Annotated in this window: 17 protein-coding genes; 8 read left to right on the top strand and 9 right to left on the bottom strand. The window is 68.9% G+C overall.

Annotation, left to right across the window (positions count from 1 at the left end):
- Positions 1 to 85: 85 nt before the first annotated feature.
- From BS74_RS10900 to BS74_RS10880, 5 genes are read right to left on the bottom strand one after another with little or no spacing between them, the layout of a single operon-like run.
- Complete coding sequence (locus BS74_RS10900) at positions 86 to 310, bottom strand: hypothetical protein (protein WP_038058656.1); 225 nt, start codon at positions 308 to 310, stop codon at positions 86 to 88.
- Between the two features lies 1 nt (position 311).
- Complete coding sequence (locus BS74_RS10895) at positions 312 to 983, bottom strand: molybdenum cofactor biosynthesis protein (protein ID WP_038058654.1); 672 nt, start codon at positions 981 to 983, stop codon at positions 312 to 314.
- Entirely contained in the window at positions 973 to 1,878 is a 906-nt protein-coding gene (locus tag BS74_RS10890) for an HrcA family transcriptional regulator (protein ID WP_038058651.1), read from the bottom strand. The genes BS74_RS10895 and BS74_RS10890 overlap by 11 nt, the downstream gene beginning before the upstream one ends.
- A gap of 4 nt (positions 1,879 to 1,882) precedes the next feature.
- On the bottom strand, positions 1,883 to 2,233 hold the full coding sequence (locus tag BS74_RS10885; RefSeq protein ID WP_038058649.1) for a P-II family nitrogen regulator: 351 nt from the start codon (positions 2,231 to 2,233) through the stop codon (positions 1,883 to 1,885).
- Entirely contained in the window at positions 2,230 to 3,474 is a 1,245-nt protein-coding gene (locus tag BS74_RS10880) for an ammonium transporter (protein ID WP_245606124.1), read from the bottom strand. Before BS74_RS10880 ends, BS74_RS10885 begins: the two co-directional genes overlap by 4 nt.
- A 96-nt stretch (positions 3,475 to 3,570) precedes the next feature.
- On the opposite strand from BS74_RS10880, the gene BS74_RS10875 reads away from it, so the two are divergent.
- Both BS74_RS10875 and BS74_RS10870 read left to right on the top strand, forming a co-directional pair.
- A complete protein-coding gene (locus BS74_RS10875) occupies positions 3,571 to 5,109 on the top strand; it encodes an ATP-binding protein (protein WP_038058647.1) in 1,539 nt (512 codons plus the stop codon).
- A 3-nt stretch (positions 5,110 to 5,112) separates the two neighbouring features.
- Positions 5,113 to 5,559 (top strand): tRNA (cytidine(34)-2'-O)-methyltransferase, encoded by a 447-nt coding sequence (locus tag BS74_RS10870; RefSeq protein WP_038058645.1) that lies wholly within the window; start codon positions 5,113 to 5,115, stop codon positions 5,557 to 5,559.
- Here the strand turns inward: BS74_RS10870 and BS74_RS10865 are convergent.
- A complete protein-coding gene (locus BS74_RS10865; protein WP_425427257.1) occupies positions 5,549 to 6,178 on the bottom strand; it encodes a metallophosphoesterase in 630 nt (209 codons plus the stop codon). The genes BS74_RS10870 and BS74_RS10865 overlap by 11 nt on opposite strands.
- A 28-nt stretch (positions 6,179 to 6,206) precedes the next feature.
- Between BS74_RS10865 and BS74_RS10860 the strand changes: the two genes are divergently transcribed.
- Positions 6,207 to 7,088 carry a histone deacetylase family protein gene (locus tag BS74_RS10860; RefSeq protein WP_038059204.1) on the top strand — a complete coding sequence of 294 codons (882 nt, stop codon included), beginning with the start codon at positions 6,207 to 6,209 and terminating at the stop codon, positions 7,086 to 7,088.
- Here the strand turns inward: BS74_RS10860 and BS74_RS10855 are convergent.
- A complete protein-coding gene (locus BS74_RS10855; protein ID WP_038058641.1) occupies positions 7,058 to 7,912 on the bottom strand; it encodes a GNAT family N-acetyltransferase in 855 nt (284 codons plus the stop codon). The genes BS74_RS10860 and BS74_RS10855 overlap by 31 nt on opposite strands.
- A gap of 34 nt (positions 7,913 to 7,946) precedes the next feature.
- The gene (locus tag BS74_RS10850) at positions 7,947 to 8,585 is read right to left on the bottom strand and encodes a histidine phosphatase family protein (RefSeq protein ID WP_038058638.1); all 639 of its coding nucleotides are present in this window, start codon (positions 8,583 to 8,585) and stop codon (positions 7,947 to 7,949) included.
- A gap of 18 nt (positions 8,586 to 8,603) precedes the next feature.
- Between BS74_RS10850 and BS74_RS10845 the strand changes: the two genes are divergently transcribed.
- The 4 genes from BS74_RS10845 (at position 8,604) to aspC (ending at position 11,589) form a co-directional block, all read left to right on the top strand.
- Positions 8,604 to 9,524, top strand: a complete 921-nt coding sequence (locus tag BS74_RS10845) for a diacylglycerol/lipid kinase family protein (protein WP_038058636.1) — start codon at positions 8,604 to 8,606, stop codon at positions 9,522 to 9,524.
- A gap of 57 nt (positions 9,525 to 9,581) precedes the next feature.
- Entirely contained in the window at positions 9,582 to 9,800 is a 219-nt protein-coding gene (locus BS74_RS10840; RefSeq protein WP_081914592.1) for a type II toxin-antitoxin system Phd/YefM family antitoxin, read from the top strand.
- Complete coding sequence (locus BS74_RS10835; protein WP_038058632.1) at positions 9,797 to 10,204, top strand: type II toxin-antitoxin system VapC family toxin; 408 nt, start codon at positions 9,797 to 9,799, stop codon at positions 10,202 to 10,204. Before BS74_RS10840 ends, BS74_RS10835 begins: the two co-directional genes overlap by 4 nt.
- Positions 10,205 to 10,428: 224 nt before the next feature.
- Complete coding sequence (gene aspC / locus BS74_RS10830; protein ID WP_038058629.1) at positions 10,429 to 11,589, top strand: aspartate/prephenate aminotransferase; 1,161 nt, start codon at positions 10,429 to 10,431, stop codon at positions 11,587 to 11,589.
- A 43-nt stretch (positions 11,590 to 11,632) separates the two neighbouring features.
- Here the strand turns inward: aspC and lspA are convergent, their stop codons facing one another.
- On the bottom strand, positions 11,633 to 12,082 hold the full coding sequence (gene lspA / locus BS74_RS10825) for a signal peptidase II (RefSeq protein WP_038058627.1): 450 nt from the start codon (positions 12,080 to 12,082) through the stop codon (positions 11,633 to 11,635).
- 73 nt (positions 12,083 to 12,155) lie between these two features.
- On the opposite strand from lspA, the gene rpmB reads away from it, so the two are divergent.
- Positions 12,156 to 12,452, top strand: coding sequence for a 50S ribosomal protein L28 (rpmB, locus tag BS74_RS10820; RefSeq protein WP_019551259.1), 297 nt, complete (start codon positions 12,156 to 12,158; stop codon positions 12,450 to 12,452).
- Positions 12,453 to 12,456 lie beyond the last annotated feature (4 nt).

Raw genomic sequence — 12,456 nt, 5'->3', positions numbered from 1 at the left:
GCGCGGAAAAGAGGCGGCTTGAGGGGGCAGAGGAGGCCCTGGCGGACGCCCAGGTCCTCCTGGCCAGGGTCCGCGAGGCCTTGGGTTAACGCAAGCGTCCGTACCCGAGGCCCAGGCCCAGGAGAAGGAGGAAAAGCCCCAAGGGCCTCGGCCTAGCGAGAAAGCCCAGAAAAGCACCAAAAAGGAGTAGGCCCAGGGCCACCCGCTTGCGCCCATACCGGTAAGCCCGGCCCGAGAGGAAGCCCAAGAGGAGGGGCAAGGCCCAGAGGGCCAGGAGGAGGAGGCCTGCGATGAGGGAAAAGGAGGCCACGTTAGAGGCGGTGCCCTTCCGGGGCGAACCCCTCCACCCAGAAGCTCCCGTCCTTGCGGTGCTCCTTCTTCCACACGGGGAGCACCTGCTTCACCCGGTCAATGGCGTACTGGCAGGCGGCAAAGGCCTCCACCCGGTGCCGGGCCGAGACCACGATGGCGATGGAGGCCTCCCCCGGGTCCACCCGGCCCAGGCGGTGCCAAAGGGCCACCCGGCCCAGAGGCCAGCGGGCGCGCATCTCCCCGATGATCTCCGCCATGACCTTCTCCGCCATGCCTGGGTAGGCCTCGTACTCCAAGAAGGCCACCTCCTCCCCCCGGTTGGGGCTCCGGGTGGTGCCCAAGAAGCTCACCACCGCCCCGTACTCGGGGGCGGTGGCCCAGTCCACCAGGGCCTTCAGGTCCAGGGGTTCATGGGTGAGGCCGTAGGCGTCCTGACCCCCCGAGACCGGGGGCAGAAAGGCCACCTCGTCCCCTTCCTTTAGGGGGGTGTCGCTTTGGGCCAGGGCCTGGTTCACCGCCGCCATGCCACCCTCCAGCCTGAGGCCGGGAAAGCGCCTTTCCAGAGCCTCCTTGGCGTGGAGCACCTGGGCGTTTTCGGGGAGCTCCAGGAAGAGGCGGTCTGTGCCCGCCTGCTCCCGGTAAAGGGCGAAGAGCCGCACCTCAACCCGCATGCTGCTCAGTATAGACCTGGCTGAGGCTCAAGGCCACGGAGAGGGCCTCGGGGTAGCGCATGCGCACGGGGCCCAGGAGGACCAGCTCCCCCAGCCACTCCCCCCGGGCAAAGCCCGACTGCACCTGGGCCAGGCCCTCCACCTCCCCCACCCGGACATCCACCCGGCCAGGGGGCGTGAAGACCGCCTCGTCCCCTCCGGCCTCGTATAGGGCCACCAGGCGCTCCAGAAAGCCAGGATCCCTGGCCTCCGGTTCCTTCAAGGCCTCGGCCAGGCCCTCCCGGTAGACGAGGGAAAGGCCTGCGGAGAGGGCCCGGGCAAGGTGGGCAAAAAGCTCCTCGAGGCCCCTAGGAGCCGGGGGTAAGGCGACAAAGGGCCCGGAGAGGGCTTCCTCCGCCTGTTTCAGCCGCTCGGCCGGGAGGGTGAGGGGAAGCCTGGCCTCCTTCACCCTCCCGCCCTCCAGGACAAAAACCGCCAGGATGCCCCCCGACAGGGGGGAGAGGTGGACCTGGAGCACCTTGGGGGCGTTTTTGGGCCTCAGGCGCAGGAGGGCGGGGTACCCGGAAAGCCCCACCGCCATCTTCACCAAGAAGGCCTCAGGCTCCCTGGCCCCCTCCAGGGCCCGCTGAAGCCGCTCTTGGGTGGCCTCGGGCAGGGGCTTTGGGGGGAGGAGGGAAAGGGAGTACTGGCGGAAGGCCTGCCGGGTGGGTACCCGGCCCGCGGAGGCGTGGGGCTTTTGCAGGTAGCCCATCTCCTCGAGGGCGATGAGCTCGTAGCGGCAGAGGGCGGGGGAAAGCCCCAACCCCTCGGCGAGCCTCGCCGAGGGCACGGGGGCTTGGGTTTTGATGTACTCCTCCACCAGGAGGCGGAGGATGGCCCGTTGCCTCGCCGTCACACCCCTATTGTACCGGGGTCACGGCGGCCTCGTCCTCCTCCCCGGTGCGGATGCGGTAGACCTTCTCCACCGGCAGGACGAAGACCTTCCCATCCCCCACCTCCCCGGTGCGGGCGGCTTTGAGGATGGCCTCCACCGTGGGCCTTACGAAGGGCTCGGATACCCCGATCTCCAGGCGGATCTTCTCGTGCAGGGCCATCTTCACCGTGGTGCCCCGGTAGGTTTCCACCCTTTCCGTCTCCCCCCCGTGTCCCTGGACCCTGCTGATGGACAGCCCCCGCACCTCCGCCTTGAAGAGGGCTTCCAGCACATCCCGGAGCTTCTCCGGCCGGATGATGGCCACGATGAGCTTCATGCCTCACCTCCTGCGGGCTTAAGTCCTGGGGGGGTGGCCTCGGGGAGCACCAGGATGGCCCCTTCCCCTTCCACGTAGGCCTCCTCCCCGTGCTGGGTGACGTCCAGGCCCAGCCCCTCCTCCTTGGGGCTGGCCCGCAAGGGGGTGAGGAGGCCCGTGAGCTTGAGGAGGAGGAAGGTGGCCAGGGCGGTGTAGGCGATGGCCACCGCCACCGCCAGGGCTTGCACCCCCAGCTGGGCGGGGTTGCCGAAGAGGAACCCATCCGCCATCCCGTTCCAGGCCTTTTCCGCCAGGAGGCCGGTGAGGAGGGCCCCGGTGATGCCGGCGAGGCCGTGGGCGCCGAAGACGTCCAGGGAGTCGTCCAGGCGGCTTCTTGGCCGCCAGAGGAGGAAGAAGTAGCTGGGGAAGGCGCTTACCGCACCCAGCACGAGGGCGGAAAGAGGGGAGACGAAGCCCGCCGCCGGGGTGATGGCCACCAGGCCCACCACCATGGCCGTGGCCAGACCCACGGCCGTGACCTTGCCGGTGCGCAGGAGGTCCAAAAGGGCCCAGACCACCAAGGTGGCGGCGGGGGCCAGCATGGTGTTGGCGAAAGCCAAGGCGGCCAGCTCCCCCGAGGCCAAGGCGCTACCCCCGTTGAACCCGAACCAGCCGAACCAGAGGAGGGCGGCGCCTAGAAGGGTAAAGGGGACGTTGTGGGGCAGGAGGGCCTGCCGTCCATAGTCCTTTCGGGCCCCCAGCACCAGGGCTCCCACCAGGGCCGCCACCCCGGCGTTGATGTGCACCACCGTGCCCCCGGCGAAGTCCAAGGCCCCCATGGCCCCCAAGAAGCCCCCGCCCCAGACCCAGTGGGCCAGGGGGGCGTACACCAGGAGTCCCCAAAGGGTGAGGAAGAGGAGCAGGGCGGGAAAGCGCATCCTCTCCACCAGGGCTCCGGTGAGGAGGGCGGCGGTGGTGATGGCGAAGGTGCCCTGGAAGGCCATGAAGAGGAGGTGGGGGATCTCCCCTTTGGCCTCGAGGCCCTCCCCCTTCAGCAGGGCGTGCCCCAGGCCCCCCAGCCAAGGGCCGCCCTCGGCGAAGGCCAGGCTGTAGCCGAGAAGCGCCCAGCCCACCCCCACGAAGCCCAGGGCGGCGAAGCTCATCATCGTGGTGTTCAAGGCGTTTTTGCTCCGCACCAGCCCCCCGTAGAAGAAGGCCAAGGCCGGGGTCATGAGGAGCACCAAGGCCGTGGCGACCAGCATCCAGGCCGTGGCCGCCCCGTCCACCCCCTCTGCCAAGGCCGGTCCTGGGAAGCCGCTTGCCGCCAGGAATAGGGTCTTCCCCTTAAACTGTGGCCCGTGACGTGGGAAGAACTCTTGGAGCGGCTTTCCGCGGGGCAGGATGAGCGCACCCTCTTCCTGCCCCAGGACCTCTCCCCGGAGGAGCTGGCCCGCTACGCCGCGGGCCTGGCCAACCACAAGGGGGGCACCCTCTTCCTGGGGGTGAGCCCGGAGGGAAGGGTGCTGGGGGCCTCGGAGATCCACCCCCTGCAGATCACCCACGCCCTTTTCCAGCTCACCCAGGGCCTCCTCCTGCCCTACGTGGAGGTGGTGGAGGGGCCCGAGGGGAAGGTGCTGGCCCTCCACCTGCCCCAAAGCCCCTCGGCCATCGCCGTGGGGGCGGGGCGGGTGCCTTTTTGGGACGGCAAGCGGCTCACCGAGCTCAAGCTGGGCCAGGCCCTTCCCGACCCCGACTTCACCGCCCAGGTGTTGCCGGCGGCCAGCCTTTCCGACCTGGACCCGGTGGAGGTGCTCCGCCTAAGGCGCATCCTGGAGGAGCGGGGGAGCAACCTGGCGGCCCTGCCCGATTTGGAGCTCCTCTTCGCCCTAGGCCTTTTGGAGCGGGTGGAGGGGGAGGAGAAGCCCACGGTGGCCGGCCTCCTCCTGGCGGGCACCCCTTTGGCCCTAAGGCGGCTTCTCCCCCAGGCGGAGGTGAGCTACTACTTCCACGAGGGGGAGGAGGGGTACACCTTTCGGGAGGACATCCTCCGCCCCATACCTGCCCTCTTGGAGCGGCTTCGCGACCTCATCCAGGCCAGGAACCGGGTGCGCTACCTCACGGTGGGGCTTTTCCGCCTCGAGGTCTGGGACTTTGACGGGGAGGTTTACCGGGAGGCCCTCCTCAACGCCCTGGTCCACCGGGACTGGCAAAGCCCGGACGCCATCCAGGTGCACCACCGCCGGGACCGCCTGGAGATCTCAAACCCCGGGGGCTTCCCCCCGGGCATCACCCCGGAGAACGTTCTCCGCCACCCTCCCAAGAGGCGCAACCCCCGCCTGGCCGAGGCCCTTTACCGCCTGGGTTACGTGGAGCGGGCGGGGAGCGGGGTGGACAAGATGTACCGCCTCCTCCTCAAGTACGGCAAGGAGCCCCCGGAGTACCGCCTCTTTCCCGAAGCCCTCACCCTGGTCCTCTACAACCCCGAGCTGGACGAGGCCTTCGTGCGGGAGATCGCCGAGGCCCAGGAGCGGTTGGGCGGCTTCAGCCTGGACCACCTGATCGTTGTGGGCCACCTGCGCCGGGTAGGGCAGGCCGGCTTGGAGGAGATGACCCGGGCCCTCCAGCTTCCCCCGGAGGCGGCCCGTAGGGTCCTCACCCGGATGGAGCGCATGGGCCTTTTGCGCCGGGAGGGGGGCCTTTACCACCTCTCCCGGAAAGACCCCTTGGCGGAGCGGCTTCTGGCCCTTCTGGAGACCCCTCGAGCCCGCCGGGAGCTGGAAGGCCCCCTGGGCCTTTCCCCCAAGGCGGCCCTGGGCCTTCTGAACCGCCTCATCCGGGAGGGCCGGGTGGAGCGGGTGGGCCGAGGGGCGGCCACCCGCTACCGCAGGAGGGGGTAGGCGGTGGTGCACCTGGTCCTTTACCAACCGGAGATCCCCCAGAACACCGGGAACATCGCCCGCACCGCCGCCGCCTTGGGCTTTCCCCTGCACCTCATCCGCCCCTTGGGCTTCCGCTTGGGGGACAAGCGGCTTCTCCGGGCGGGTCTGGACTACTGGCCCCACGTGGACCTCAGGGTCCACGACAGCTGGGAGGCTTTTCTGGAGGCCATGCCCCCCGGGGCCCGGGTCCTGGCCTTCAGCGCCCGGGCCGAGGGGGGGCTTTACGGGGTGCGGTTCCAAGAGGGGGACTACCTCCTCTTCGGCCCCGAGACCCGGGGGCTTCCCCCGGAGATCCTGGCCCGCTTTCCCGGGGTCCGGATCCCCATGCCGGGGCCGGTGCGCTCCCTGAACCTGGCGGTGGCCGTGGGGGTGGCGGCCTACGAGGCCTACCGCCAACTCAAAGGCTGAGGAGGGCGTAGCCCTGGACGTGGACCACCTCCACCCCCAGGGGGGTGCGGTGGCGGCGGAAGGAGGGGGCCCCGAGGAGGGGGACGTGGCCGTGCACGTGGAGCCGGGGGCGGAGGAGGCGGTGGAGGAGGAGGAAGGCGGGGCTTCCCCGGTGGGGGAAGCCCTCCCCGGCCGTGGGGCCCGGGGGCGGGGCGTGGGTGAGGAGGACGTCCACCCCATGCCCCCAGAGGAGCCTGCGGGGCAGGAGGAAGAGGGGCTTCAGGGCTAGGGCCAGCAGCTCCCCCTCGGAGAGCTGCCCCTCCCCCTCCCGGTAGCGGGGCACCCCGCCCACCCCGTAGAGGAGGAGGCCCCGGTGGGCGAAGAGCCGGCCGTGGAGGTTCACCGCCCCCCCCGGCCGCCGCCTCTCCTGCCCCTCCCCCACCCACTCCTCCCCGTGGTTGCCGGGCACATAGAGAACAGGCACCGCCACCTTGCTGGCCACGTACTCCAGGTACTCCCCCGGTAGGTCCCCCGCCCCCAGGACCAGGTCGAAGGGGCCCAGGTTTTCCGGGAAGCGGGGGGAGTGGACGTGGGGGTGGGTCTGGTCGGCGAGGACAAGGAGACGCAAGCTCCACTCTATTCTGCTCCAAGGGAGGATGATGGGAGGCGTGCGGGCCTACTCCACCGCCCACCTGAGGGTGGACCTCCCCGAGGGCCACCCCTTCCCCCTCTACAAGTACCAGGGGGTGGCGGAGGCCCTAAAGGGACTCCTTCCCATCCTGCCCGCCCCCGAGGTGCCGGAGGAGGCCCTCCGCCTGGCCCACCACCAGGAATACCTGGAAAGGCTTTTCACCCAGGGGCTTTCCCGGGAGGAGTCCTTGCGCCTGGGCCTCCCCTTCAGCCCAAGCCTCCTGAGGCGGGCCCTCCACGCCGCCGGGGGCACCCTGGCCGCGGCCCTGGACGCCCTGGAGGGGGGGCTTGGCCTCAACCTCTCCGGGGGCACCCACCACGCCTTCCCCGACCGGGCCGAGGGGTATAGCCTTTTCAACGACGTGGCCGTGGCCGTGGCCTGGCTGAGGCGGGAGGGTTTTGCCGGCCGGATCCTCGTAGTGGACCTGGACGCCCACCAGGGGAACGGCACGGCGGTGTTCTTTCAGCACGATCCCACGGTCTTCACCCTTTCCCTTCATGGGGAGCGGAACTACCCCTTGAGGAAGGAGCGGAGCGACCTGGACGTGGGGCTTCCCGACGGGGTGGGGGACGAGGCCTATCTTTGGGCCCTGGACGTGGCCTTGGAGGAGGCCCAGGCCTTCCGCCCGGGTCTGGTTTTCTACAACGCCGGGGTGGACGTGCTAAAGGGGGACCGGTTTGGCCGCTTGGCTTTGAGCCCGGAAGGGGTGAGGAGGCGGGATGAACGGGTGTTCCGCATGGTGAAGGCCTTGGGGGTGCCCTTGGTGGTGGTGATGGGCGGGGGGTACAACCGCGACCCCCGGCTCACGGTGGAGGCCCACGCCGAGACCTACCGCCTGGCCTTGAGCTCCTTGGCGTAGGTGGCCACCGCCTCCTCGAGGCTGAAGCCCAGGTTGCGGTAAAGCTCCAGGGCCCCGGTCTCGTGGTCGTGGGCCCGGACCCTGAGGAGGGTGGCGCCCTTCTTCTTGGCCAGCCTCGCCGCTTCCGCCAGGAGGGCCCGCCCGATGCCCTGGCCCCGGGCCTGGGGCACCACGCCGATATAGGCCACGCTGGCCTCCCCTTCCTCCAGCTCCACCTCGGCCAGGCCCACGGGTTCGTCCCCCCGGTAGGCCACCAGGAGGTGGACATGGGGGTCCTGGAAGTGTTCCCAAAGCTCCTCGTCCGTCCACTTGAGGCGCAGGGCCCAGCCCTCCTCGCTCTCCCGGTACAGTTCCCGGTAGACCCCGGGGCCGGGAAAACCCCGTCGGATGACCACGCCCTCAGGGGGCGGGTAGTCCAGGCCCTCCGGGTCCTTAACGAAGAAGTAGGTGAGGTGCAGGAGGCCGTAGTCGGCCTGCTCCAGGGCTTCCCGCACCGCGCGGTTCTCCTCCCGGGGAAAGGCGTAAAGCCGTTCCACGCGAAGCTCCCGGGCCCGTTCCTCCGCGGCCTGGAGAAGGGGGGGAAGGTCCTCCTCCCGGTAGGCCAGGGGCCCCTCGAGGGCCGCGCCATCCCAGAAGGCGTACAGCCCCACGTACCCCGCCACTTCCCCGTCCCTAAGGAGGACCAGGCCGTCCTCCAGCTCCTCCGCCAGCTCCGAAAGGTCCCGGGCCTCCGGGGCCAGGACCCCCCGCTTGGGGCTTTCGTCCATCCAGCGAAGGAGCTTCAAAAGCCCCGGAAGGTCCTGGCGGGCCACGGGCCGGATCATGCCCTCAGTTTACTCCCCTCGCCCTTCTCCCTGCCTAGGGACACCCCTCCAGGTTGAGGGCCTTCACCACCCCCTCCTCCCCGTAGAACTCCACCACGGAGAGCTTCCCGTAGTCCTGCTCCAGCCTTAGCCCCTCCTCCGGGGGGAGGGGGAGGGCTAGGGAAAGGGCCGCCCGGTTTACCGTGCAGTTCCCCACCAGGAGGAGGGCCTGGCCCCGGTGCCGGGCCAGCAGGCCCAGCACCGCCCGCCTACCCCGCTCCCAGGCTTCCCGCAGGCTCTCCCCCCCGGGGGGTGCGAAGCCCGCCTCGTCCTGAAGCCAGGCCTTCACCTCCTGGGGGAAGCGCGCCCTTACCTCCGCAAAGCTGAGCCCTTCCCATTCCCCCCAGCCCCGTTCCCTGAGCTCGGGGAGGAGGGTGAAGGGCACCCCTAGGGCCTCCGCCAGAAGCCCCGCCGCCTCGGCCTCGGCCAGGCTATCCGCGGCGTAGACCCAGGCCACGGGGTAGCCCCGGGCTAGCCCGGCCAGGGCGCGGAGGGCCTGCCTGCCCTTTGGCGAAAGCGGAAGGCCTGGATGGCTGTAAAGCGCGTGTTCCGGGTTTTCCACCGGCCCCGCCCGGGTGAGGAGGAGGGCGGTCTTGGGGTGGGGGCCTTGCAGGAAGTGGGTGAGGAGACCCATGGTCCATAGAATACGGGGGTGGAAAGGTGGGTCATCGTAAACCCGGCGGCGGGACGGGGCAAGGTGGGGAGGCTTTCCGGGTCCATCCTCAAGGCGGCGCGGGAGCGGGGGGCCCGGGCCTTCCTCACCGAGGGGCCGGGCCACGCCACGGAGCTTGCCCGAAGCGCCCCCCCGGGGGCGCGGGTGGTGGCCGTGGGGGGGGACGGGACGGTGCACGAGGTGCTAAGGGGCCTGGCGGGCACGGAGAAGGTGCTGGGGGTGGTGCCCATCGGCAGCGGCAACGACTTCGCCCGCATGCTGGGCCTGAAGGGGCTCCCTTGGGGCGAGGCCCTTGAACGGGCCCTCTTTGCCCAAGAGGAGGCCATTGACCTCTGCTGGGTAAACGGCGAGCCCTTTGGGGCCTCTCTGGGCATCGGCTTTGACGCCTTGGTGGCCAAGAAGGCCCTCACCGCCCCCTCCTTCCTCCGGGGCATGCCCCGCTACCTTTACGCCCTCTTCGGGGTGCTTAGGGAGCTCCGCCTACCCGAGGGGCGGGTGGTGGTGGGCGGGGAGGAGGTGCACCGAGGACCCCTGCTCCTGGTGGCGGTAATGAACGGGCCCGCCTATGGGGGTGGCATCCCCATTGCCCCCATGGCCGATCCCCGGGATGGCCAGTTCTCCGTGATCCTGGCCCGCGCCTTCACCCGGCCCGGGGTGGTCTTCATCCTGCCCCGGCTCCTTTTGGGCAAGCACCTTTCCCACCCCCAGGTGGTGGCCTTTGCCGGGCGGGAGGTGGTGGTGGAGTTTCCTCATCCCGTCCCTGCCCATGCCGACGGGGAGCTTCTGCCGGAAGCCCGGCTCTACCGGGCCTGGGTAGAGCCCTTGGGCCTTAGGGTGGTGGGGGGAAGGGCGGGGGAAAAGGGGGAAAGACCCCTCCTAAGCCCGGTGGGGGCGGGATGAAACCGGTCGCCTCCAGGGCTTGCGGGGAGGTTGGTGACCAGGTATTATGACCTGGTCATGAGGGTGTCCAAGAGTTATTTTAAGGCCCATGCCCTCGAGCTCCTCCGCCAGGTGGAGGCCACAGGGGAGCCCTTGATCCTCACGGACCGGGGCCGGCCTGTCTTGGTGGTCCAGCCCTACCGGGAGGAGGATGACCTGGACAGGCTTAAGGGGACCCTCGTGCTCTACCAAGACCCCTTGGAACCCACGGGGGAAGGGTGGGAGGCCCTGGCGTGAAGGCCCCACCCCTTCTTCTGGACACCCATGCCTGGGTATGGTTTCTAACCGGCTCGGATATGCTCCCTTCACCCCTTAGGGCTCACCTAGAGGAGGCCCGCCGGGAAAAGCGCCTTTTCATTTCCGCCATCACCCCTTGGGAGGTGGCGGTTTTGGCACGCAAGGGGCGCATCGTCTTTTCCATGGACCCCATGGACTGGCTGGATGCGGCCCTAAGGATTCCGGGCATCCAGGTGGTTCCCTTGGATGCCTGGGTGGCGATAAAAGCCGCCTACTTGGACCTTCCCCACCCTGACCCTGCCGACCGGTTCATCCTGGCCACCGCCTTGAAGCTGGCCGCGGTCCTGATTACCCGGGATGGGAGGTTGCGGTCCTATGGGGGTGTGCGCACCCTTTGGGATTAAACCTTTCCCCTTTGCAAGAAGGAGCCCTCCTCCTGCTGGGCTTGGCTAAGCCACGGGGCCCCAGAAAGGCTTTGGGCATCGCCCTTCTTCCCTTTCCATTGCGGCAACCTTCCTGGGCTTTGCCCCTGGCCCGGGAGGGCGCCGGCGTCTTCCCTACCCGCCTTTAGGCCCCAACAGGACCTCTGGCTTTCCCCATCTCCCCTGCTAGCCCGTATACTTATGCCATGCGTGGCCTTTCACAAAAGGTTAAGGCCATGAAGCCCTCGGCCACGGTGGCGGTGAACGCCCGGGCCCTGGAGCTGAGGCGCCAGGGCGTGGACCTGGTGGCCCTCACCGCTGGGGAGCCGGACTTTGACACCCCCGAGCATGTTAAGGAGGCGGCCCGGCGCGCCCTGGCCCAGGGGAAGACCAAGTATGCGCCCCCCGCGGGCATCCCCGAGCTCCGCGAGGCCTTGGCGGAGAAGTTCCGCAGGGAAAACGGCCTCTTTGTCACCCCCGAGCAGACCATCGTCACCGTGGGGGGGAAGCAGGCCCTATTTAACCTCTTCCAAGCCATCCTGGACCCCGGGGATGAGGTGATCGTCCTTGCCCCTTACTGGGTGAGCTACCCGGAGATGGTGCGCTTTGCGGGGGGGGTGCCGGTGGAGGTGGCCACCCTTCCCGAGGAGGGGTTCGTGCCCGACCCCGAGCGGGTGAGGAAGGCCATCACCGGGCGGACCAAGGCCCTGGTGGTGAACTCCCCCAACAACCCCACGGGGGCGGTCTACCCCCGGGAGGTCCTCGAGGCCCTGGCCCGCCTTGCCCAAGAGCACGATTTCTATCTGGTCTCCGACGAGATTTACGAGCACCTCATCTACGAGGGGGAACACTTCTCCCCCGGGCAGCTGGCCCCCGAGCACACCCTCACCGTGAACGGGGCGGCCAAGGCCTTCGCCATGACCGGCTGGCGCATCGGCTACGCCTGCGGCCCCAAGGAGGTGATCCGGGCCATGGCGGACGTCTCCAGCCAGTCCACCACCAGCCCCGACACCATCGCCCAGTGGGCCACCCTCGAGGCCCTCACCAACCAGGAGGCCTCCCGGGCCTTCATAGCCATGGCCCGGGAAGCCTACCGCAAGCGGCGGGACCTGCTCCTTCAGGGCCTTGCGGAGTTGGGCCTAAGGGCGGTGCGCCCCAGCGGGGCCTTCTACGTCCTTCTGGACACCTCCCCCTTCGCCGAGGACGAGGTGAAGGCGGCGGAGAGGCTTCTTGAAGCTGGGGTGGCGGTGGTTCCGGGCACCGACTTCGCCGCCTATGGGCACGTGCGCCTCTCCTACGCCACGGGCGAGGAAAACCTGAAAAAGGCCCTGGAACGCTTTGCCCGCGCTTTGAACCCCACCCCTTAGCCGGTGATGCCCCGGTTTCCGGGGCCCCCTGGCGACGGGGTGCTTAAAAGCGCCGGCGTTTCCTGGGGGCCAGGAGGAGCAGGGCTGCCCCCGCCGTCACGCACACATCCGCCAGGTTGAAGACGGGGAAGGTGGCGATGAGGGGGATGGAGGTTCCCAGGTCCAGGTAGTCCACCACCCATCCCCTTCCCAGGCGGTCTATCCCGTTGCCCAGGGCCCCTGCGGCGATAAGGGAAAGGGCCAGGGTCTGCCATAAGGGGTAGCGCCGTTGCGCCAGGAGGTAGAGGAGGAGGGTCCCCACCCCAAGGCTCAGCCAACCCAGGAGGAAGGCCTTCCCCGCAAAAAGGCCGAAGCCTGCCCCGGTGTTCTTGACCAGGGTGAGGTAGAGGAGGTCCCCCAAAAGGGGCTGGGGTACGGGAGAGAGGTTTTCCAGGGCCCAAAGCTTAAGGATCTGGTCAAAGGAAAGCAGGAGGGGCACCAGGATCACGGGCATCCCCTAGAGTCTACCCAATGCCCCCCTTTGTGCTATACTCCATAGGGTTTGCCTTCGGGCACGGGAGGGCGCTATGTCCAAGGTGTGCGAGATCAGCGGAAAGAGGCCCATCGTGGCCAATAGCATCCAAAGGCGGGGTAAGGCCAAGCGGGAAGGGGGCGTGGGTAAGAAGACCACCGGCATCTCCAAGCGCCGCCAGTACCCCAACCTCCAGAAGATCCGCGTCCAGGTGGCGGGCCAGGAGATCACCTTCCGGGTGGCCACGAGCCACATTCCCAAGGTGTACGAGCTTCTGGACCGGGCCAAGGGGCTTAAGCTGGAAGGCCTTTCCGCCAAGGAGATCAAGGAACGGCTTCTCAAGCTCCTTTAGCCCT

The sequence above is a fragment of the Thermus amyloliquefaciens genome, from assembly GCF_000744885.1.
In the GTDB taxonomy this organism is placed as follows: domain Bacteria; phylum Deinococcota; class Deinococci; order Deinococcales; family Thermaceae; genus Thermus; species Thermus amyloliquefaciens.
Note: the sequence above shows the minus strand (reverse complement) of the source record. Positions and strands in the feature narration are given on the sequence as shown.

What these genes read in the sequence shown, in the direction of transcription:
- BS74_RS10895 (WP_038058654.1), bottom strand. Translation starts at nt 983, where the DNA reads ATGCGGGTTGAGGTGCGGCTCTTCGCCCTTTACCGGGAGCAGGCGGGC.
- BS74_RS10885 (WP_038058649.1), bottom strand. Translation starts at nt 2,233, where the DNA reads ATGAAGCTCATCGTGGCCATCATCCGGCCGGAGAAGCTCCGGGATGTG.
- BS74_RS10880 (WP_245606124.1), bottom strand. Translation starts at nt 3,474, where the DNA reads ATGCTGGTCGCCACGGCCTTGGTGCTCCTCATGACCCCGGCCTTGGCC.
- BS74_RS10855 (WP_038058641.1), bottom strand. Translation starts at nt 7,912, where the DNA reads ATGATCCGGCCCGTGGCCCGCCAGGACCTTCCGGGGCTTTTGAAGCTC.
- BS74_RS10850 (WP_038058638.1), bottom strand. Translation starts at nt 8,585, where the DNA reads ATGGGTCTCCTCACCCACTTCCTGCAAGGCCCCCACCCCAAGACCGCC.
- BS74_RS10840 (WP_081914592.1), top strand. Translation starts at nt 9,582, where the DNA reads ATGAGGGTGTCCAAGAGTTATTTTAAGGCCCATGCCCTCGAGCTCCTC.
- aspC (WP_038058629.1), top strand. Translation starts at nt 10,429, where the DNA reads ATGCGTGGCCTTTCACAAAAGGTTAAGGCCATGAAGCCCTCGGCCACG.
- lspA (WP_038058627.1), bottom strand. Translation starts at nt 12,082, where the DNA reads ATGCCCGTGATCCTGGTGCCCCTCCTGCTTTCCTTTGACCAGATCCTT.
- rpmB (WP_019551259.1), top strand. Translation starts at nt 12,156, where the DNA reads ATGTCCAAGGTGTGCGAGATCAGCGGAAAGAGGCCCATCGTGGCCAAT.